Source organism: Streptomyces sp. NPDC017890, from assembly GCF_044328675.1.
In the GTDB taxonomy this organism is placed as follows: Bacteria; Actinomycetota; Actinomycetes; order Streptomycetales; family Streptomycetaceae; genus Streptomyces.
Genome location: NZ_JBIRHU010000046.1, coordinates 1 through 21,188 on the forward strand (window position 1 = coordinate 1; position 21,188 = coordinate 21,188).

The window sequence follows — 21,188 nt, forward strand, 5'->3', positions numbered from 1 at the left end:
CGCTGGTAGAGCGGCACCCGGGTCTGCTTCTCGTTCGACTCGGAGATCGCCCACTGGTTGTTCTGGCAGAAGAACACCACCGGGGCGTTGTACACGGCCGCGAAGTTGAACGCCTCGCTCACGTCGCCCTGGCTCGTCGCGCCGTCACCGAAGTACACGATCACGGCGGAGTCCGCGCCGTCCTTGGCCACGCCCATCGCGTAGCCCGTGGCGTGCAGCGCCTGCGAACCGATGACCAGGGTGTACAGGTGGAAGTCGTGGTCGGCCGGGTCCCAGCCGCCGTTGCTCACACCGCGGAACATCGCCAGCAGCCTCAGCGGGTCGAGGGACCGGCAGAGGGCGACGCCGTGCTCCCGGTAGCTGGGGAAGACGTGGTCGCCGTCGGCGAGGGCGTGCGCCGAGCCGACCTGGGCGGCCTCCTGGCCGAGCAGCGAGGGCCACAGGCCCAGCTCGCCCTGGCGCTGCAACGTCACGCCCTCCGCGTCCACGCGGCGGGCCCGGACCAGGTCCCGGTACAGGCCGCGCAGGTCGTCCGGGGTGACATCGGCGACGTAGGGGTCCCAGACGGGGTCGGTCACCCGGGTGCCCTCGGGCGTCATCAGCTGGACCAGCTCGGTTGTCATGCGGATTCTCCGGTTTCCGGTCGGTTCCGGTTCAGTCGATGCCACGGCACAGGTGCGGTTCCTCGCGGGCGTCGTCGGGGTCCCCGGCGAGTCCCAGGACGGGCGCGACGGCGGGGCGCGTCCGGGTGGGTGCCGCCGTGCGCGGCCCGGCCGGGGACGGCAGGGGCAGGGCGCGGCCCAGGGCGTCGTCGTACACGGCGGCGAAGGGCTCCAGCCAGGGCGCGGCCGTGCCGAGCAGGGCGTGTACGCCGTCGTCGCCGAGCGTCGTGCGTACGGTGTTCAGGACGTGCCCGCGCCCGGTCGGCCGCAGATCCACCCGGAAGACGCCGAACTCCAGGCCCAGCCGACGCACCGCGGTGGACGCCTCGCCGGCGACCGCGGCCCAGGCCGGCCCGGTCAGCTCGGCCGTGCGCACCGGTCCGTCCGGCGGGACGGAGGCGACCAGGACGACCTGGGGCCGTCCGGCGGTGAACACACCCACCGCGGCCAGCGTCCCGCGCACCGGCTGCGGTTCCGCAGTGGCCTCCACCAGGAAGCCCTCCGCGGCCAGCGCGGCCCGGCAGGCACCGGCGTCCTGCACCCGGCGGACCACGTCGGGCCGGTTGCCGGGCAGGCCCAGGGCCTCGGCGGTCACCGCGGCGGCCTCCTGCACCTCGGGGCGCAGACCCAGCACGACGTCGAAGCGCCGGCCCCGGTCCGACTGCTCGCGGGCCCAGGCGGCACACAGATCGGGGCGGGTGACGTCGAGACCGGAGGAGGTGTCGGCGAGTTGCGTCGTCTCGCGGTCGCGGGTGGCGAGCCGGGACGCCTGGTCCACGACGTGGGTGGCGATACCGCAGGCCCAGGCCTCCAGCAGGGCGGAGACGGCGGCAGTGCCGTCCGGTCCGTCACAGGTGCCGGAGGCGCCCAGGAGGAGAGCGACGGGCGTGCCGGGGGCGGTGGTCGCCGGGGCCGGGGCCGGTCGGGTGCGCTGTTCGATCATCTGGCTGCCTCCCAGGGCGTGTTCGTGCGGCGGCGGTTCCTGTGGGGTCGCGGTTCCGGCTGAAGGGGGCGAGGCGTGCGGCGCGGATGGGCCGGGACGCGGTCGGTGCGTGCGGGGTGCCGCACGGGTGCCGTGCGACGCGGTACGGGTGTGACGCGCACGGCGTGGGTGGTGAGGGCGCACCCGGCCCGGGGCCCCGGCGGCGGAGTGCTCGGCCGGCACGGCTGGAAGGGCCGTGGGAAGCGCGACGTGGGTGCGGGTGCGGGTGCGGGTGCGCCCGAAGGTGCCCGGGCCGGCGCGGGACACGGGGAACGAGAGCGCGGGTCGCCGGGGCGCGGGAAGAGAGGTCGCGGGAGGCGGGGCGCGATGAACGGCGTCGCGCACCACGTGGCCCGCGGCGTCCCGCGGTGCCCGGACGCCTCGCCGCAGCCGGCCGGGACGAGGACTACGGCGCGGGGACGAGCGGTGCGGGTCGGGGGGCAGGAGGGGGTGCGTCCGGGCGGGCGGTGGGGGGTCCGCCCGCCCGGACGCCGGTGTCAGGACGACTTCTGCTCGTCCGCGTCCCGCGGGCGGCCACCGAAGCCGAGCAGACCCACCGCCACGTTCACGGCGATCCACACGAACAGCACCAGGAAGCCGCGCTGGATCGACTCGGTGAACGCGGTGGCCGCGTCCACGCCCTCCGCGGTGAGCTCCGCCAGGCGCGAGCCGACGACCGTGGCCGTCACCGCGAGGGCGAGCGCGCCGCCGATCTCCGTGGACGCGTTGAGCACCGCGGACGTGGTGCCCGCGTCCTGCTCCGTCGCGTCCCGCGTGCCCACGACGGGCGCCGTCATCAGGCACAGGACCAGCCCGACGCCCAGCAGGGCCGTGACGGGCAGGAGCAGCGACCAGTACCCGGTCTCGGTCGGCGCGTCGACCATCAGGACCAGCACGCCGGCCAGCAGCACGTTGCCCAGGATGTACGGGACCCGGGGGCCGTACTTGGCGATCAGTACCGGGACGGCACCGGAGACGCCGAGCATGGCGAGGCAGGTCGGAATGTAGGCGAGGCCGACCTCCAGGGGGCTGTAGCCCAGGACCTCCTGCATGTACTGGGGCAGCATGAAGAAGGACGGCAGCATCAGGCCGGCCGAGATCAGCTGGGCGAGCGTGCCCGAGGTGACGGACTTGCGGCGCAGCAGCGCCAGCGGCAGCAGCGGCGCCTTGGCCCTGCCCTCCACCCGCACGAACACGGTGAGCAGCACGGCCGCCGCGCCCAGCGACACGAGGGCCACCGAGTCGCTCCAGCCGTCGTGGCCCGCGCGGACGATGCCGTAGACGAGGGCCAGCAGGCCCAGGGTGCCGGTCACCGCTCCCGCGACGTCCGCCGGCGGCCGGGGCCCGGCCGGGGCGCTGCGCGGGATCCAGAGGAAGCAGGCGATCAGCAGGGCCGCTCCGATCGGTACGTTGATCAGGAACGCCCACCGCCAGTCCACGTCGGTGATCGCCCCGCCCAGGAGGGTGCCGAGGCTGGCGCCCACGCCCATCACGGTGCCCCAGACGCCGAGCGCCTTGGCCCGCTCCTTGGGCTCCGGGTAGGTGGTGACGAGGATGGACAGGGCGGCGGGGGACAGCGCGGCGGCGCCGACGCCCTGCAGCCCGCGCCCGGTCAGCAGCATGCCGCCGCTCTCCGCGACGGCCGCCAGCAGGGAGCCGGCCGTGAACAGCAGCAGGCCCGCGACCAGGACGGAACGCCGGGCGAACACGTCGGTGAGCCGGCCGCCGAGCAGCATCAGCCCGCCGAAGAGCACCACGTAGATGTTCATGACCCACTGCAGGCCGGAGGTGCTCAGACCGAGGTCCGCGCGCAGCTCCGGCAGCATCACGTTGGCGATCGTCGAGTCCAGGACGCAGATCAGCTGGGCGGTGGCGACGAGAAAGAGGACCAGCCCGCGCCTGACGGCCGGGCCCGGGCTCGCGCCGGTGCCCGTGTCACGCTCGGGGACGGTGGACACGGGCGCGGGTCCGGTGCGCTGCGTGTCGTACGCGTCGATGCTCATGACGGTTCATTCCTCCAGGCTCAGGCGGCTTCGCTGATGCGCTCGTAGATGGCGGACATACTGCGGTCGGCGAGCAGCCTGCCGACCGGGACCCGACTGCCGGTCTGCTGCTCGACGGCGGCGACGAGGCGGACCATGTGCATGGAGTCCCAGCTGACGACGCGGTCGAAGTCGGTGTCGAGATCGTCGACGCCGAGTGGCAGGTCGAGCTCGTCGCGGACGAGGTGGATGAATTCCTCTTTGGTCATCGGTGGGACCCTTCCAGGGCACAGTCGAGGCTGATGTGGGCGGGCACGGCGGGAAGGTCCCGCAGGCCGTGCCGGAAGCGGACTTCGTCGTCCACGGCGGAGGTGGTGGTGAAGCCCAGGGAGGGCCAGAACCCACGGACGTTCCTGTTCTTCGCCGTCGGCCGGTAGGCGGCGGTGACCTGGGCGGCGCCCGTCGCCCGGGCGTGGCCGAGCAGCGCGGCGACGGCGGCCTGCTCGATGCCGCGGGCGAACACCCGGCAGGACAGCAGCATGTTGTCGACGCACAGTGTGTCGCCGTCGCGCCGGGCGAAGACCGCGCCGACGACGCCGTTGTCGCCGAAGAGGTCGGACGAGCGGATCACCAGGACCAGGTGGCCGGGGCCGGCCAGCCGTCCGGTGACGTCAGCGGCCCGCAGCCGGATCGTGGTCAGGTTGAACTGGTTGGTGCGCAGGGACAGCTGGGCGATCCGGTCCACGTCGCCGGAGGTCGCCTCGGCGAGGGTGACCCGCACTCCGAGCCGGCCCAGGTACTCCTCCTGCGACCCGGCGCTCTCCAGCAGGCCGGCACGGTCCGCCTCGGTGCGGTAGCGGACCGCGCGGGCCCGGTCCTCGTCGGTGAGCCGCGCGGTGTCGAACCAGCCGTCGGCGAGCAGCTTCTCGACGTGCAGTGCCGGTTCGTCGTCCAGCCGGACCACGGCGACCTGCGGCAGGCCCGCGGCGACCAGTCCGCACTCGAAGGGCGAGTCGTCGACGAACACGAGACTGTCCACGCCCAGGTTGAGCCCGCGGGCGATGTCCTCCAGATTGGCGTCCTTGGGCCGCCAGTTGGCGTTGATCCGGGCGAAGTCCTCCTCCCGCAGCACCATGTCGGGGTGCTCGCGGACGACCCGGACGAGGTCGTCGTGGTCGTTCTTGCTGCTGACGGCGAGCAGGACGCCCTGCGAGCCCAGCTGCCGCACCAGACGCTGGAAGGTGCCGAACGCCTCGCCGCGGAAGGTGGTCGCCGCGGCGATCCCGTCCGGGCCGTCGTCGCCGAGGACGCCGTCCCACAGGGTGTTGTCGGCGTCGACGACGAGTACCTTCCTGGTCCGGCCGCGCAGCATCCGGGACAGGTGGGCGACCTCGCGGGCGTACCGGGCCAGCAGGTCGTCGCCGAGGGCGGCCTTCGCGTACGCCGCCATGCGGGCGTCGTTGAGCGCGGTCCCGGCGGCGACGAGCGGGTCGAGGTCGACGACGTGGACGCGCGGGTCGGCCAGCGACAGCCGCAGCAGGCCGCTGTTGAAGTCCCGCCAGGCCAGGCCCGCCCGGGCCCGTGACTCGTGGTCGACGAGCTGGTGGGTGACCGCGCGCGGCAGCGGCACCGTGTTGAGGACCAGGTCCGCCGAGGAGTGCGTGGTGAAAGTGCCGGCCAGTCGTTCGATCTCGGCGAGCTTGCGCCCCACCGCCCGTGCGAGGTCCTCCGCCTGCCAGGGGCAGCCCAGTTCGTCCAGCAGGACCTGCGGGTCGAGCACGCACAGGGCGAGATCGACGTCGGTGGCGTAGAGGGGGCTGCCGGTGTCCCGCAGGTCGCGCTGGTAGGCGTCGAAGTCGCCGGGCCGTACTTCGGTCAGCACGCCGTGCCGGCCGAACTCGGCGGCCAGCGGGTCGCCGAGGCCGCCCAGGGTGGAATGCCCGGTGACGGCGATCACCGCGGTCTCCGTGTCCGGCCAGGCAGCCAGGACCTGGTCGCGGTCCAGCTGGGCGAGGACCGAGCCCGCCCGCCGCAGGTCCGTCTCCGCGCCGGTGCCGGCGAGCTCCGCGAGCAGCGGCGCGATCCGCGGGTAGCGGGCGGCGAGCTGCCCTTCCCTGCGCAGCGTGCGCAGGGCCGCCAGCGGGGACGGACGCGTTCCGGGTGTGGCCGGGCTGGATACCGTGGTCAATGCTCTCTCCTCACTTCGCCGCGTTCGGTGGGGCACCGGTGCGCGGCCACCGTCCGCACGGTCACCCCGCCCGTGGCCCAGGCTGGCGGCCGCCGCTTGAGCCCCGCTCGCACGGGCCTGCACCCGCCGCCGGGACGTGAGGTCTCCCGGCGGGGCGCATGCGTTTTTCACGCTTCGGACAAGTGGGGTTTCACAGCGGGCCGGTGATCCTCGCACTGCCGCCGGACCCCCGCGGTGACCAACCATGTAGTCATCAATGCGACCAGGTGAGTGGGGGAGGCGTCCGACATGGACATCAAGATCCTGGGTTCCTTCGAGGCGACGGAGAACGGGGTCGCGCTGCTGCCGACCGCGGGAAAGCCGCGTCAGGTACTGGCACTGCTGGCCCTACAGGCCGGCCAGGTGGTCCCGGTGGCCAGCCTGATGGAGGAGTTGTGGGGAACCGAGCCACCGCGCAGCGCCCAGACGACGCTGCAGACGTACATCCTGCAGCTGCGCAAGCGGCTCGCGGCCGCCCTGCCCGCCGACGGGCCGCGCAGCGCCAAGGACGTGCTGACCACCCGCTACGGCGGCTATCTGCTGGACATCACGCCCGAGGAGACGGACGTCCACGCCTTCGAGCGGATGACCGCTGCGGGGCGGCGGGCGATGGACCTCGGGGACCAGGCGACCGGCTCGCGGCTGCTGCGTTCGGCGTTGGCGGTGTGGCGCGGCCGGGCACTGGTCGACGTGTGCGCCGGGATGCGGCTGAGCGTGGAGGTCACCCGCCTGGAGGAGAGCCGGCTGATGGCCGTCGAGGCGCGGGTCGAGGCCGACCTGTCGCTGGGCCGGCACCAGGCGCTGCTGAGTGAACTGGCGGTGCTCACCGCGCGGCACCCGATGCACGAGAACCTGCGCGCGCAGTACATGATCGCCCTCTACCGGTCCGGTCAGCAGTGGCGGGCGCTGGAGGCCTTCACCGCCCTGCGCGAGTGCCTGGTCGAGGAGCTGGGGGTGACGCCGTCGCCGCGGCTGCAGGAACTGCAGCGGGCGATCCTCGTCTCCGACCCCCAGCTGGACCGCTTCACCGTCCGCAGCGACCTCACCGTGTGAGCCACCCCCACCCTCACCCCACCCGCTCCCGCACCGCGCCCGGCCCACCCCCCCATGCCGAAACAAGGAGTCCGTCATGCTCTCGTCCCTGAAGGCCCTCAACATGCTGCTGATGTTCCTGCTGGAACTCGCGGTGTACGCCGCGGCCTCGCTCTGGGGATTCACCGCCAGCGACAAGTGGCCGGTCAAGCTGGCCCTGGGGATCGGCGCGCCGGCCGTGCTGATCGCGGTGTGGGCGCTGTTCGGCTCGCCCAAGGCGCCGTACCCGCTGCACGGGGGCGGGCGGGTCGCCCTGGAGGTGCTGTGGTTCGGCGCCGGCGCCGCCGCCCTGGCCGCCTCCGGGAGGCCGGGCTGGGCGGCGGGCTTCGCCGGCCTCTTCGTGGTCAACGCGGCGCTGCGGCTGCTGTGGAACCAGTGACGCCCGTTCACCAACGGGGCGTCTGGAGGAACTCCAGGACGGCCACGGTCCACATGAAGCCCACCCCGACCCCCATCGTGACCAGCAGGTCGCCGGGCCGGGGATCACGGGTCTCGGCGACGTGGTTGATGCCGATGAGCTGGTCGCCGGCGCCCATGTGCCCGAGGTCGCGGCCCCAGTCGTACACGGTGGTCTCCGGGTCCACGCCGAGCAGGGAGTGGAACGAGAACTCCACGATCGTCTCGGCGATGTTGGAGTGCACGAAGAACCGGGCGTCCGACAGCTTCGCGTCGGCGTCGTCGAGCGCCTCCTGCAGGACCTGGGAGGCGTTCTTCGTCATCTGCTGGATGACCCGGTCGTAGCCGCCCTCCTCCCGGAGCAGGTAGTCGCTCTTGCGGCTGCGCAGATCGACCGGCCTGCCGTCGTGGAAGGGGCCGTCGGTCCAGCCGTCCGTCCCGCGGTAGATGGGCTCCAGCGAGGAGTCGGAGCAGCTGGCGGTGGAGCGCAGCCGGGCGAACCCGCCCCGGTTGGACAGGACCATCGCGCCGGCCCCGTCGCCGTACACCGACTGGCTGTCGCTCGCCCAGCGGTCGAAGTACGGCATGCGGAAGGCGTCGCCGGTGGTCACCAGGGCGGCCTGCGGCATGCTGCGCGCGGCGAGGTGGGAGGCGGCGAGCTCCACGGCGGCCAGGCCCCCGTTGGAGCCCTGGCGGATCTCCACGGTCAGGCCGGTGCCGCCGACCGCCTCGCTCTGCACGTAGTTGACCGGGGTCCAGAAGTCCTGGCCCTGGTGGCCGACGCAGGCGTGCAGCACCATGCCGTAGCGGTCGGCGGGCAGTCCGGCCCGGGTCACCGCCTGCCGGCCGGCGGCCGCGGCCATCACCGGGCCCGGCTCGTCGGGGCGGGCCACGCGCACCGCGCGGATGCCGTTGGCCCGGGCCTCCTCGGCGTCGTAGCGGCCCGCGGCGACCGCCTCGTCGGCGGTCTCCACCCGCTCGGGCAGGTGAGCGCCGAGCCCGGCGACGTACACGTTGTCCCAACGCATCGTGCTCTCCTCTCCTACGCCACCTGGGGCGCGGAGTCGTGCCGGCAGGTCGTGATCTGCCGGACCAGCTGGTCGGTGAGGGCGGGGAAGCGGTCGTTCAGGAAGTAGAAGTGGCCGCCGGGGAAGAACTTCTGCGCGAAACGGGAGGAGGTCTCCCGACGCCACAGGTGCATGGCCGCCGGAGGAGCCCAGGCGTCCTGGGTGCCGCCGAACACGCTCAGCGGCGAACTCATCGGCGAACGGCTCGCGGCCGGACGGTAGTTGTCGACCGCGGTCAGGTCGGCGCGCACGGTGCGCAGGAACCGGTCGATGAAGTCGGCGGACTCGGTGACCCGTTCCGGCATCCCGCCCAGGCCGAGCAGGACCCGCAGCAGGTCGTCGTCGTCGAGGGTGCTGAGCGGGACGGCGCCGGGGCGTTCGAAGTGCGGGGCGACGCGCCCCGACACGCCCGTCCACAGCGGGGCACTGCCCAGGCCCTCCAGGGACCGTGCCGTCTCCAGCGCCACGACGGCGCCCATGCTGTGCCCGAACAGGGCGAGCGGGGTGCCGTCGACCCAGGGCAGGACGTCCGCGACGGCGGTGGCGACCACGTCGGTCATGTCGTCCAGGGCCGGCTGCCCGGCCCGCCGGCCCCGGCCGGGCAGGTCGAGCAGCAGCAGGTCCCAGTCGTCCGGCAGGCACTGGACCAGCGGCCGGTAGACGGCCGCCGAGCCGCCCGCGTGATGGAAACCGACCACCCGGACGGCGGGCGCGTCGACCGGACGCGGACGGTGGAAGACGCGGGCACGGCTGTTCATCGGGCCCCTCCGGTGGCGGCGCTCACCTGGTCGCCCAGGTACACCAGCAGGTCACCGACCGGCATCTCCACCGGGCAGTCGAGCGTGGGCAGTTCCACCCCGTAGCGCTGCTCGACGCTCTTGGTGAGCAGCATCGCGGTGAAGGAGTCGCCGCCGACCTCGCAGAACGGCGTCTCGGGAGGCAGCAGGCAGTCCGCCTTGAGGACGGCGGCCAGTTCGGAGGCGAGGTAGGCGCTGATCTCCGCCGGGTCGCGGGGTACCGGCCGGGGACCGGGCGGCGCGGCGGTCTCCACGGCCGCGGCGGCCCCGTCCGCCCGGGCAGGCGCGGTCTCCTCGACCCAGAACCGCTTGCGCTGGAACGGGTAGGTGGGTGCCTCGGTGAACCGGGCGCCGGGCGCGGCCAGCAGCTCCAGGCGCAGGTCGGCGCCCGAGTGGAAGAGCGCGGCCAGGGCGGCGGCCAGCAGCCGGGGGGCGGCCTGAGGGTCGTCCGTGACCAGCGGCAGCGTCTCCCCGGCGGCCGTCAGGTAGGCCACCGGTCCGTGCGCCGTCTCCCGGGCCGGTGCCGCGGACGTCCGTACGCCCAGCGCGGCCAGGACCCCGCCGAGCCGGGCCGCGGGGGCCGCGGAGCCCGTGGCGGCGGCGGCCAGCCGGGGGTGGGCGCCGGCCAGCACGGCGAGCGCCCGCTCCAGTACTTCGTCGGACCCGGGGCAGGAGCTGAACGTGACCCGGTCGACGGCCGGGACGGTGACGCCGCGCCGTACGGCGGTGAGGGCCGCGGCCAGTTCCCCGGCGTCGGTGCCCACGACGGCGAGCCGGTGCCCGAAGTGGACCCGTCCGGCGCGCAGGGTGTGGCACAGCGCGGCCACCCCGGCCGCGTCCTGCCCGGCGAGCGCGGTGCGCACCCGGTCGGTCAGCTCGGCGAGCGCCGCCGGGTCCTTGGCGGACAGCGTCAGCAGCTCCGGGTGGCCCGGCGCGGGCGCCGGACCGCCGGCCGCCCGCGGGGCGGGCGCCGTGAGCACGGCGTGCGCGTTGGTGCCGGACAGCCCGAAGGCACTGACGCCGGCCACGCGCCCGCCGTCCCGCGCGGGCCACGGCACCGGACCGCGGGGCACCTCCACACCGATCTGCTCCCAGGGGATGAGGGAGTTCAGCCGGCCGTCGCCCTGCTGCACGCTCGCCGGGACGCGCTCCTCGCCCAGCAGGACGACCAGCTTCAGCAGCCCGGCGATTCCGGCCGCCGCCTCCAGATGCCCGATGCGGGCCTTCACACTGCCGAGCACGACCGGCTCCCCACGCGTCCCGCTGCCGGTGCCCACCACCGCGTCCAGGGCGCCGACCTCGATCGGGTCGCCGAGCGCGGTGCCGGTGCCGTGCGCCTCGACGTAGCCGACGGCGGACGGCTCGGTGCGGGCGTCGGCGAGGGCCGCGCGGACCACCTCCTGCTGCGCGGGCCCGCTGGGCACGGTGAACCCGGAGGACGCCCCGTCGTGGTTGACGGCGGTGCCGCGGATCACCGCGTGCACCTGGCGGCCCTCCGCGACGGCGTCGTCCAGGCGCATCAGCGTCATCATGCCGACGCCCTCGCCGCGGCCGTAGCCGTCGGCGTCCGCCAGGAAGGTACGCGACCGGCCGCCGGCCGACAGGGCCTCGCCCTGGCACAGCGCCACCATCAGGTCCGCGCCCAGGATCAGGTTGGATCCGCCGGCCAGCGCGTAGCGGCAGTCACCGCCGCGCAGCGCCCGCACCGCCTGGTGCACGGCCACCAGCGCGGAGGAGCAGGCGGTGTCGATGCTCAGCGCGGGACCCGACAGGCCCAGCGCGTAGGAGATCCGGCCGGCCAGGAAGCAGTGCCCGCTCCCGGTGCTGTGGTACGGGTCGATACGGCTGTAGTCGCCGTCACCGACGAAACGCCGGCCGTACTCGGAGGCCATCACGCCGACGAACACGCCGATCGGCAGCCGGTCCTGGCGGCGCGCCGCGACGCCGGCCCGCTCCAGCGCCTCCCACGAAACCTCCAGCAGCAGCCGCTGCTGGGGGTCCATCGTCTCGGCCTCGCGCTGCGAGATGCCGAAGAAGGCGGCGTCGAAGGAAGCGATGTCGTCGAGGAACCCGGCCCGGTCGACGTAGGACCGGCCGGCGGTGCCGCGCTCGGGGTGGTGGACCGCCCGCAGCGAGGGGCGGTCCTCGGGTATCGGGACGAGGGCCCGGAAGTCCGGGTCGTCGGCGTACAGGAAGTCGCGGTAGGCGCGCGGGGTGTCGACGCCGCCGGGCAGCCGCATCGCCGTGCCGACCACGGCCACGGGCGCGTGCGCGCGGGCCTCGGCCGCCGCCAGCCGCTCCTTGAGCCGGCGGGACAGCCTCAGCTGGTCCTCGATCACCCGCCGCAGTTCTTCGGGATTCACTGGTGCTTCGGACATCTCACTGCTCCTGCGCTCGGTGGTCATCGCCTGCTCACTGGTCCTGGGCGAGGTCGTCGGTGACGGCCCGGAGCAGCTCGTCGAGGGAGAGGCCCTCGAGGGGGCCGGCGGTGGGAAGGGAGTCGGGGGAGGGGAGGGAATCGGCGGAGGGGAGGCGGGCGCCGGAGGGGTCCGGGGCCGCCACGGCCGCCGCGGGAGCGAGGGCCGGGGCCGGTCCGGACGCCGGACGGCCGGACGCGGTGGGGGAGGGGCCGGTGCGGGCGGGACCGGACGCGGCGAGGAAGCCGCTCATCGCGAGCACGCTCGGATGGTCGATGGCGATGGTGGCGGGCAGGTCCCGGCCCATGGCCTGGGCCAGGGCGGCCCGCAGGTCGATCGCCATGATGGAGTCGAGACCGAGCTGCGAGAAGCCCTCCGCGTCGGCAGAGCCGTCCTCGGGCAGACCGTCGTCGGAGCCGAGCATCCGGGCGACCAGGGAGCGCACGGCGTCCCGCAGCACGCGCTCGGCGTCGTCGGCGCCGGACGCCGCGAGCCGGTCCCGCAGCCAGCCGTCGGGCTCGCCCTCGCCGCGTGCGGCCCGGGGCGCGGCCACCGGTTCCGTCAGCGCGGCGACCAGCGCGGCGCGCGGATGCCCAGCGGCCTGGCCGGCGTAGCGGGCCGGGTCCAGGGCGGCCACGACCAGGCGGGCCTGCGTGCCCTCGGCGGCGAGCGCCAGCGGCAGCGCCGCGTCGGCGTCGGTCAGCGGCCGGATGCCCACCCGCTGCGCCGCCCGCTCGACGGCCGCCGCCGCGGCCATGCCGCCCTTGGCCTCCGGCACCCACGGGCCCCAGTTGACGCCGACGGCGGGCAGCCCCCGCTCGCGCAACGCCTCGGTCAGGCCGTCCAGGTAGCCGTTGGCGGCCGCGTAGTTGGCCTGCCCCGCGGAGCCGAGCACCGAGGAGACGGACGAGAACAGCACCACCGCCCGCGGATCGTGGCCGGCGACCGCGTCGGCGAGGACGTCGGCGCCCACCGCCTTGGCGTGGAAGACCTTCTCGTAGGAGGCGTCCGTCAGGGACGGGAAGGCACCGTCCGCGTTGACGCCGGCCAGGTGGTACACCGTGCCCAGCGGGCCGTCGGCGGTGGCGGCGGCCACGGCCCGCGCCACGTCGGCCGGGTCGGTGACGTCGCCCCGCACCAGGGACATACGGACCCCGGCCGCCGTGAGCGAGTCGATCACCCCCTGCTCGACCGCGCCGGGCGCGGACCGGGCCATCAGCGTGACGCGGTCGCCGCCGCGGGCGGCGTGCGCGGCGGCCACGGCCAGGCCCAGCGCGCCGAGACCGCCGGTGATCAGCGCGCCCCCGGCCCGCTCGCGGGCGGCCGGCTGGGCGGGTACGTCGACCAGGCGGGCGACGCGGACACCGGAGTCCGAGAGCGCGAGCCGGGTCTCGTCGGGCAGGCCGCCGAGCAGCGCGGCGACCCCCTCGGCCCGCCAGCCCGCGTCCAGCCGCAGCCGGGTCAGGCGGCGCTCGGTCTGCTCCGCCTCGACGGAGTTCAGCAAGCCGAACAGGGCCTCCCGCAGCGGCGCGCGCACGGCGTCGCCGTCGGCGAGCAGCACGTAGGGCAGCTCCGGCGGCAGCGCGCGCAGGGTGGCGGCGAGCGCACGGACCGCGCTCAGTGCTGCCCCGGCGTCGGGAGCGTCGCCCGTGTCCGTCCCCGCGTCGGGAGCGTCGCCCGTGGCGGCCCCGGCCCCGGCCCCGGCCCCGGCCCCGGCAGCGGACGGGCGCGGTGCCAGCCAGCGGGCGTCCACCACGAGCCCCGCGTCCGCACGGTCCGGGCCGTCCGGGAGGCCGTCGCAGTGCACCGACACCTGGTGGCCGGCGGCCTCCAGCGCGGCGACCAGGGCGTGGGTGTCGCCGGCGTCGCCGAGCAGGGCGACCGGGACCGGAGCGGTGAGCGGCGCGGCCGACTCCTGCGGCAGCGGCACCCAGTCCAGGGTGCGGACCAGGCCGTCCCCGCGCAGACCGGCCTCCAGGACGGCGCGCGAGGCGTGCCGGATGCGGAACTCGTCGGCCCGGAAGACGCTGTGCTCGCCGCCGGTGGCCGGGTCGACCGCGTACAGGTGCAGGTCCGCGGTCTCCACCCGCAGCCGGTCGTTGGCCAGCGGTTCGGCGCGCAGCACCCGCACCTCGCCCCACAGTTCGCCGCCGGTCGCCGGCCGGCCGTGGAAGGAGAGCTCCCGCGCGGCGAACGGGATGGCCAGGGACGGTGCCTCGGCGGCGCCCTCGTCGACCAGGAACACGGCGATGCTCTGGAAGCAGGAGTCGATCAGCCCGGGGTACAGCTCGTAGTCGGCCGGGTCGTCGGGCAGTTCCGGCATCCGGTAGCGGACCAGCGCCTGCTCGCCGCGGATCCACACCTCGTCGATCCAGCGGAAGGACGGGCCCAGGGTGTAGCCCAGGGAGCGGAAGTAGTCGTAGAAGTCGTCCCGGGTCAGGTGCCGCTCGGCGGCGGCCATGAAGCGGGCGCGGTCGTCCGGGCGGGGCCGGTGCGTCTCCTCGACGGCGGGGGTGGCGCAGCGTCCGCCGATGTGCCGCTGCCAGACGCCGCGCTCGGGGTCGACGAGGCTCTGCACGGACAGCTCGGCGCTGCCGTCGGCGCCCGGCCGGTCGACGGTGATCTGCACCTCGTACTCCTCGCCGTCCTTGATGACGAGCGCCCGCGGGCAGATCAGGTCCCGTACGACGACGGGCGAGCCGTCACCGCCGAGGGCCGACAGCACGGTGCCCAGGTGGGAGGCGGCCGGTGTGACGACGGTGCCGTAGAGGCGGTGGTCGGTGAGGTAGGCCGGGAACGAGGCACTGCGGGCGAAGGAGAAGGCGCGTCCGGACAGGGCGGGCGACTTCAGCTCCGCACCCCAGTGGCGCCCGTGCCCGGGACGCGGCGCGCCGGCCGGCGCGAGCGCGGCGGGGGCGGCGGCAGCGGTCCAGTACGAGGTGTCCGCGAAGGGGTAGCGCGGTGCGGCGGCGCGGCCCGCGGGGCGGCCCGTGATCCGCGCGAGGTCCAGGTCCTGGCCCTGCTCGTAGAGGTGCGCCGCGGCGCCGAGCAGCTGGGTGCGGTCCACGCCGCCGCGGCGCAGCGAGGGCACGCCCCCGCCGGCCGGGGTGAGTCCGGCGGCCCGCACCAGGTTGACCAGGGTCCGGTCGGGTCCGACCTCCAGCAGGACGTCGACATCCAGCTCGGTGAGGGCGCGGGCGCCCTCGTGGAAACGCACCGGCTGCCGGACGTGCCGCACGAAGTAGCCCGCGTCGTAGGTGTCGTCGGCCGCCTCGGCGCCCGTGACGTTGGCGATCACCGGGATGCGCGGCGCGCCGAAGGCGAGCGGGGCGACGGCGGTCTCGAACTCCGCGAGCACCGGGTCCATCAGCCGGGAGTGGAAGGCGTGCGAGACGGTCAGCGCCCTGCTGCGCACCCCCCGCTCCGTCAGCCGTGCGGCGAACGCGTCCAGCAGGTCCTTCGGTCCGGCCACCACGACCGACTCGGGCCCGTTGACGGCGGCCACGTCCACACCGGCCTCCGCGGCCCAGGCCGCGACGGTGTCCGGGGCGCCGGAGACGGACAGCATGCCGCCGGGCTCGGTCGACTGCATCAGCCGGGCGCGGTGGGCTATCAGGACCAGGCCGTCCTCGCGGCCGAGCACCCCGGCGTGCACGGCGGCGGCGACCTCGCCGACGCTGTGCCCCATCACGGCGGCGGCCCGCACGCCCCACGACTCCCACAGCGCGGCCAGGGCCAGCTCCAGCGCCACCAGGGCGGGCTGGGTGATCCGGGTCTGGTTCACGGCCTGCGGGTCGTCGCCGTAGAAGACCAGGTTGAGCAGTGAGTCGCCCAGGTACGGGGTGAGGACGCGGTCGCAGTCGTCGATGACCGCCGCGAACACCGGCTCGCTCTCGTAGAGTTCGCGGCCCATCCCGAAGTACTGGGCGCCCTGTCCGGAGAACAGGAAGGCCACTCGGGGCGCACGCGTGGCCGCCGTGCCGGGCGCGCCCGCCGTACGCAGCGCGGACAGCAGCTTCTCGCGTCCGGTGCCCAGTACGGCCCGGCGCACGGGCAGGTGGGCGCGGCCGGCCGCGGCGACGGCGACGAGGTCGGGCAGCAGCTCCTCGTCCGTGTGTTCCAGTGCCTCTTCCCAGGCGGCGGTCACCCGTTCCAGGCCGGCCGCGTCGGGCGCGGACAGCGGCAGCAGCAGCGCGCCCGTGCCCGGCGTGCTCCGCACGGCGCTCGCGGCGGGGGCGGGGGCGGGTGCGGGTGCGGGTGCCTCGCCGAGGACGACGTGCGCGTTGGTGCCGGAGAAGCCGAAACCGGAGACGCCGGCCAGGCGGGGGCGGTCGCCCGGCGTCCAGGAGACCCGCCCGTCGACGACCCGGACGTTCATGTCGCGCCACGGCACGTGCGGATTGGGCGTGCTGAAGTGCAGCCCGGCCGGGATCCGCCCGTGGTGCAGGGCGAGCACCGACTTGACCAGGGAGGCCATGCCGGAGGCCGACTCGCAGTGGCCGATGTTGCTCTTGACCGAGCCGATCAGCAGCGGCTCGCCGGGCCGGCGGCCGGGGCCCAGTACGTCCCAGGCGGCCTCCACCTCGATCGGGTCGCCGAGCGAGGTGCCCGTGCCGTGCGCCTCCAGGTAGTCGATGTCGGCGCCCTCGACGCCGGCGTCGGCGAGCGCCTCGCGGATCACCCGGCGCTGCGCGGTGCCGTTGGGCGCGGTGAACCCGGAGGAGGCTCCGTCCTGGTTGACGGCGGTGCCGTGGACGACCGCCAGCACGCGGTCCCCGTCGCGCAGCGCGTCGCTGAGGCGGCGCAGCACCAGGACCCCGACGCCCTCGGCGCGCACGAAACCGTCGGCGGAGGCGTCGAAGGTCTTGCAGCGGCCCTCGGGCGACAGCATGTGGGCACGGGAGACGGCCACCGAGCAGGTGGGTGCCGCGATGACGTTGACGCCGCCGGCCAGGGCCCGGTCGCTCTCGCCGGAGCGCAGCGAGCGCACCGCGAGGTGCAGGGCGACCAGCGACGACGAGCAGGCGGTGTCGACCGCGAGCGCGGGGCCGTGCAGACCGAGGTAGTACGCGATGCGTCCGGCCGCGGCGTTCAGCGCGGTACCGGTGGGGAAGTAGGCGTCCAGCGCGTCGGCTCCGCCGCTCTCCATGACACGGGCGTAGTCCGAGTTGGAGATGCCGACGAACACGCCGGTACGGCTGCCCGCGAGTGCGGAAGGAGCGCAGGCCGCGTCCTCCAGTGCGTGCCAGGCCGCTTCGAGCAGCAGGCGCTGCTGCGGGTCGAGGCTCTCCGCCTCCCGGGCGGGGATGTCGAAGAACGCGGCGTCGAAGCGGCGGATGTCGCCGAGGAAGCCGCCCCGGGCGGGGGTGCCGAGGCTCTCCGCGTCCCAGCGGTCGGCGGGCACCGGGCCCACCCCGTCGCGGCCCTCCTCGAGCAGCGACCAGAAGTCCTCGACGGAGTCGGCGCCGGGGAAGCGGCCGGCCATGCCGACGATGGCGACGGGTTCCGGCGCGGCGGCGGCCGGGGCAGGTCCCTGGGCGCCCGCGGTTCCGGCGGCTGTGACGGGAGGGGCCGTCGTGAGGTCGCCGGTCGTGAGGTCGCCGGTCGTGAAGTCGCCGGTCGCGGTGGTGACGGCCGCGGTGGTGCCGGTCGTCGTGGTGGCGGGTGTGGTGGCGGTCGCGTGGCGGGCGGCCGGAGTGCGGCGCGGCGCGGGTGTGGCGGGGGCGTCCGACAGGCGGCCGGTCAGCTCGGCGGTCAGCCGCTCCAGGGAGGGGTGGCCGAAGATGTCGCCGATGCCGACGTCCAGGCCGAGCACCTCCGTCAGCCGGGCCGATGCGTCGACGGCCATGATCGAGTCCAGGCCGAGATCCAGGAACCCGGTCCGCTCCGGCAGCGCGGCCGGGTCGTCGTGGCCGAGGATCTCGGCCAGCACCTCGCGGACGTGCGCGGCCACCAGCGCGGGCCGCCGGTGCCCGGGTGCGGCACGCAGCGCGTCGCGGGGCGCGGCGGGCGTCTCCCCGGCACCGGCGTCGGCGTCGGCACCGGCGGCGGGTGCGGACGGCTGGGCCAGCAGGTCGAACAGGGGCCGCGGGCGTACGGCGTTCATGACGGCCGTGAAGCGGTCGGTGTCCAGGTCGCAGGCGACGAGATGGGCACCGTGCGGACCGGCCACGGCGAGGGCGGCACTGCCCTGGGCCGCGGTGACCGGGCGCACGCCCATCCGGGCGAGCTGCGTCCGGGCCTCGGAGCCGGCCATGCCGTCCAGGTCCCAGGGGCCGAAGGCGACGCTGCCGGCCGGCCGTCCCGACGCGGCGGCCCGTTCCGCCACCGTGTCCAGGGCGCCGTTGGCGGCCGCGTAGGCGCCGTAGCCGCTGGTGCCCCAGACGGCGGAGACGGAGGACAGCTGCACGAAGAAGTCCAGCGGCCGGTCGTCCGTCAGCAGCCGCAGCCAGTGCGCTCCGGTGAACTTGCCGTGCAGCGCCGTCGCGAAGGCCTCCTCGCCGGCGTCCGCGAGCGGCAGCCGCTCGATGGCGCCGGCGGCGTGCACCACCCCGCGCAGCGGGGGCATGGCGTCGAGCGAACCCAGGGCGGCGGCCACCTCCGGACCGTCGCCGACGTCGGCCCGCAGGTACGTCGCCGGGGTGCCGGACGCGGCCAGCTCGGCGAGCAGGTCCGCCGCCTCGGCGGGCAGGTCCTCCTGGGCGCGGCGGCCGAGCAGGACGAGGTGGCCGGCGCCGCGGGCGGCCAGGTCGCGGGCGACCACGCGGCCGATCGCACCCAGGCCACCGCTCAGCAGATACGTTCCGTCGGAGCGCACCGACAGCGGCTGCGGCGTTTCCTCGACCGGGCGCAGCCGGGCCGCGTAGACCCGGCCGGCGCGGACGGCGAGGAGGTCCTCGGAGTCCTGGGCCGTGATCGCGCTCAGCGCGGCCGACGCGTCCTCGGGGCCGCGGTCGGCCGGAAGGTCCACGATGCCGCCCCACACGCGGGGGTACTCCAGGGCGAGTACCGGGGCGAGTCCGTGCAGCACTCCGTGGTCGCCCGCGGCGATCGCGTCGTCCCCGGTCACCTGCCGCACGCCGGCCGTGACGAGGTGGACGCGGCCGGGGCCGTCGGGCAGTGCGCGCACGGCTGCGGTCGCGGCGGCGGCCAGGGCGGCGGCGTGCCGGGTGGGCGCGGGTTCGTCCGGCGCGCCGGGCAGCGGCGCCGCCGCGAGCGCGAGGAGCAGGTCCCCGGGGTGCTCGGCCCGGACCCCGGCCCACCGCTCGGCGGAGTCGGGCAGCGTCTCCAGTACCTCCACGGGGCGGCCGCCGCCGGCCCGCGCGGCCTCGGCGAGCAGGGCCACCAGCGCGGTGTCGTCACCGGCGACGAGAAGCGGACGGTCCACGGCGGAGTCCGGGGCGTCGGGGGTGTCCGTGGCGGCGGGCGAGGTGTACGGGGTCCAGGCGACGCGGAGAGCGGGGAGCGCCGTCCGCGGACCGTCGGCCCCGGCCTCGCCGGTGACGTGGGGGGTACGGGTGCCCGTGGCGGCCTGTCCCGCGTCCGTGTTTCCGGTGGGTCGGGTGGCCGTACCGCTGCCCGCGTCCGCGTCCCGGGCGGGCGCGTACCGCACCCGCTCCCACGGGTAGGCCGGCAGGCTGGTGACCGCGCGCGGCAGTGCGGCCGTGGCCGGATCCGCCGGCGCGTCCGGCGCGGCGTCGGTCAGCCGTACCGCCTCCGGCGTGCCGCCCGCGGCGAGCTCGCGCAGGGCCGACAGCGCGGCCCGGGGGTCCTCGGCGGTGACCAGGGCGCGCACCCCGTGGCGGGCCCGGCCGTGGGTGACGGTGTAGGCGAACGCGGCGTACTCCTCGGCGGGCAGCTCCGCCAGACGGCCGGCCAGCAGGCCCGCCAAGGCGCGCAGCGCGTCCTCGGTGCGGGCGGAGACCTCGAAGCCGGCCACCGGGCCGGTGCCGGACGCGGCCGGTGTCCGCTCCCGCTCCGTCGGCGCACCGAGGACGACGTGGGCGTTGGTGCCGCTCATGCCGAACGAGCTGACGCCCAGGCAGCTGCCCGGCCCGCTGTCGCCGGCCTCCCAGGGCAGCACCTCGCGGGGGAACTCGATGCCGGTGCCGTCGAGCTGGATGCGGGGGTTGAGGGTGCTCAGGTGCACGACCGGCGGGAGAAGGCGCCGCTGGACCGACAGCACGCCGCGGATGAGTCCCGCGATGCCGGAGGCCGCCTCCAGGTGGCCCAGGCCGGTCTTCACCGAGCCGATGCGCAGCGGGGGGCCGCCCGCGGACCGGTCCAGGGCGGCGACGATCGCCTCGACCTCGATGGGGTCACCGAGCGCGGTGCCGGTGCCGTGCGCCTCGACGGCGCCGATCTCCGCCGGGCTCAGTCCGGCGTCGTCCAGGGCGGCCCGGATCAGGGAGATCTGCGCCCGGACGTTGGGCGCGGTGAAGCCCGAGGAACGGCCGTCCTGGTTGACGGCGCTGCCGCGGACCACGGCGTGCACGCGGTCGCCGTCGCGCCGGGCGTCGGCGAGCCGCTTCAGGACGACGACACCGCATCCCTCACCGCGGGTGAAACCGTTGGCCCGCGCGTCGAAGGTCTTGCACAGGCCGTCCGGGGCCAGTGAGTTGGTCTGCTGGATCAGCCGGGTCGAGCGGGGCGACAGGATGAGGTTGACGCCGCCCGCGAGGGCCACGTCGCACTCGCCGCGGCGCAGCGCCTGGCCGGCGAGGTGGACCGCGGTCAGGGAGGACGAGCAGGCGGTGTCCACGGCGACCGCCGGACCCATCAGGCCCAGGGTGTAGGCGATCCGCCCGGCCGCGAAGCAGTGTCCGTTGCCGGTCAGCCAGTAGGCGTCCTCCTGCCCCGCGGGCTGCCAGTCGCGGTAGTCCTGGCCGGTCACGCCCACGTACAGCCCGGTGCGCCGTCCGCTCTCGGCGAGGGCGCGCGGCGGCAGCGCCGCGTCCTCCAGTGCCTCCCAGGCCACTTCGAGCAGCAGTCGGTGCTGCGGGTCGAGGCTGCGGGCCTCACGCGGGCTGACGCCGAAGAAGGCGGCGTCGAAGCCGAGTACGTCGTCGAGGTGGCCACCGCGGTGCGGGAGGGCGTCCCACTCGTCGGTGAAGGGCTCCTTGCGGTGCTCGGGCATCGGACGGACCAGGTCACGGCCCTCGGCGAGGGCATCCCAGTAGCCGTCGAGGTCGGCGATGCCACCGGGCAGCCGGAGCCCGACGCCGACCACGGCCAGCGGGCCGGCGTCGTCGGCCGGCCGGGCCTTCGCCTCGTCCAGCTCCGCGCGCAGCTTCTTGATGGTGTCCATCGCCCGGCTGAGCGGTGTGGCGGTGGGGCGTCCGGCGCCGGACTGCCGGCCGGCCGGGGCCCCATGGGTCGGTGTGCTGGTCACAAGAAGTCCCTCGCGATCGGCAGTCGTTGCTGGCGGCTGAGCCAAGGCGGGGCCGGGGGGGGGGGGGGGGGGGGGGGGGGCCGGCCCCCCCCCCCCCGGGGGGGGGGGGGGGGGGGGGGGGGGGCCCCGACGACCCCCCGGGGGGGGCCGGGGGGGGGGGGGGGCCGCCCCCGCC

The 21,188-nt window shown here is 75.6% G+C and carries 11 protein-coding genes; 2 read left to right on the top strand and 9 right to left on the bottom strand.

Annotation, left to right across the window (positions count from 1 at the left end; all coding sequences use genetic code 11):
• The 5 genes from ACH4F2_RS34310 to ACH4F2_RS34330 form a co-directional block, all read right to left on the bottom strand.
• Positions 1 to 623, bottom strand: a 623-nt coding sequence (locus ACH4F2_RS34310; protein WP_398136629.1) for a thiamine pyrophosphate-dependent enzyme, incomplete at its 3' end; no start/stop codon positions are given.
• 31 nt (positions 624 to 654) lie between these two features.
• Positions 655 to 1,605: a hypothetical protein gene (locus ACH4F2_RS34315; protein ID WP_398136630.1), complete on the bottom strand. Its 951-nt coding sequence runs from the start codon at positions 1,603 to 1,605 to the stop codon at positions 655 to 657.
• 536 nt (positions 1,606 to 2,141) lie between these two features.
• On the bottom strand, positions 2,142 to 3,647 hold the full coding sequence (locus tag ACH4F2_RS34320; RefSeq protein WP_398136631.1) for an MFS transporter: 1,506 nt from the start codon (positions 3,645 to 3,647) through the stop codon (positions 2,142 to 2,144).
• Between the two features lie 20 nt (positions 3,648 to 3,667).
• The gene (locus tag ACH4F2_RS34325; RefSeq protein WP_398136632.1) at positions 3,668 to 3,895 is read right to left on the bottom strand and encodes an acyl carrier protein; all 228 of its coding nucleotides are present in this window, start codon (positions 3,893 to 3,895) and stop codon (positions 3,668 to 3,670) included.
• Complete coding sequence (locus ACH4F2_RS34330) at positions 3,892 to 5,814, bottom strand: HAD-IIIC family phosphatase (RefSeq protein ID WP_398136633.1); 1,923 nt, start codon at positions 5,812 to 5,814, stop codon at positions 3,892 to 3,894. Before ACH4F2_RS34330 ends, ACH4F2_RS34325 begins: the two co-directional genes overlap by 4 nt.
• A gap of 288 nt (positions 5,815 to 6,102) precedes the next feature.
• Here ACH4F2_RS34330 and ACH4F2_RS34335 point away from each other — a divergent pair, with 288 nt between their 5' ends.
• Complete coding sequence (locus ACH4F2_RS34335; protein ID WP_398136634.1) at positions 6,103 to 6,906, top strand: BTAD domain-containing putative transcriptional regulator; 804 nt, start codon at positions 6,103 to 6,105, stop codon at positions 6,904 to 6,906.
• Positions 6,907 to 6,982: 76 nt separating this feature from the next.
• Entirely contained in the window at positions 6,983 to 7,324 is a 342-nt protein-coding gene (locus ACH4F2_RS34340; RefSeq protein ID WP_398136635.1) for a YrdB family protein, read from the top strand.
• A gap of 7 nt (positions 7,325 to 7,331) precedes the next feature.
• Here ACH4F2_RS34340 and ACH4F2_RS34345 read toward each other — a convergent pair whose 3' ends face one another.
• The 4 genes from ACH4F2_RS34345 to ACH4F2_RS34360 are packed head-to-tail and all read right to left on the bottom strand — an operon-like array spanning position 7,332 to position 21,013.
• Complete coding sequence (locus ACH4F2_RS34345) at positions 7,332 to 8,369, bottom strand: ketoacyl-ACP synthase III family protein (protein ID WP_398136636.1); 1,038 nt, start codon at positions 8,367 to 8,369, stop codon at positions 7,332 to 7,334.
• 14 nt (positions 8,370 to 8,383) lie between these two features.
• Positions 8,384 to 9,166 carry a thioesterase II family protein gene (locus ACH4F2_RS34350; protein WP_398136637.1) on the bottom strand — a complete coding sequence of 261 codons (783 nt, stop codon included), beginning with the start codon at positions 9,164 to 9,166 and terminating at the stop codon, positions 8,384 to 8,386.
• Entirely contained in the window at positions 9,163 to 11,583 is a 2,421-nt protein-coding gene (locus tag ACH4F2_RS34355; RefSeq protein ID WP_398136638.1) for a beta-ketoacyl synthase N-terminal-like domain-containing protein, read from the bottom strand. The genes ACH4F2_RS34350 and ACH4F2_RS34355 overlap by 4 nt, the downstream gene beginning before the upstream one ends.
• Before the next feature lie 34 nt (positions 11,584 to 11,617).
• The gene (locus ACH4F2_RS34360) at positions 11,618 to 21,013 is read right to left on the bottom strand and encodes an SDR family NAD(P)-dependent oxidoreductase (RefSeq protein WP_398136639.1); all 9,396 of its coding nucleotides are present in this window, start codon (positions 21,011 to 21,013) and stop codon (positions 11,618 to 11,620) included.
• Between the last annotated feature and the right edge of the window lie 175 nt (positions 21,014 to 21,188).

Excerpts from the sequence above, each read along its gene's own strand:
- ACH4F2_RS34315 (WP_398136630.1), bottom strand. The coding sequence starts at position 1,605 with ATGATCGAACAGCGCACCCGACCGGCCCCGGCCCCGGCGACCACCGCC.
- ACH4F2_RS34320 (WP_398136631.1), bottom strand. The coding sequence starts at position 3,647 with ATGAGCATCGACGCGTACGACACGCAGCGCACCGGACCCGCGCCCGTG.
- ACH4F2_RS34325 (WP_398136632.1), bottom strand. The coding sequence starts at position 3,895 with ATGACCAAAGAGGAATTCATCCACCTCGTCCGCGACGAGCTCGACCTG.
- ACH4F2_RS34335 (WP_398136634.1), top strand. The coding sequence starts at position 6,103 with ATGGACATCAAGATCCTGGGTTCCTTCGAGGCGACGGAGAACGGGGTC.
- ACH4F2_RS34340 (WP_398136635.1), top strand. The coding sequence starts at position 6,983 with ATGCTCTCGTCCCTGAAGGCCCTCAACATGCTGCTGATGTTCCTGCTG.
- ACH4F2_RS34345 (WP_398136636.1), bottom strand. The coding sequence starts at position 8,369 with ATGCGTTGGGACAACGTGTACGTCGCCGGGCTCGGCGCTCACCTGCCC.
- ACH4F2_RS34350 (WP_398136637.1), bottom strand. The coding sequence starts at position 9,166 with ATGAACAGCCGTGCCCGCGTCTTCCACCGTCCGCGTCCGGTCGACGCG.
- ACH4F2_RS34355 (WP_398136638.1), bottom strand. The coding sequence starts at position 11,583 with ATGTCCGAAGCACCAGTGAATCCCGAAGAACTGCGGCGGGTGATCGAG.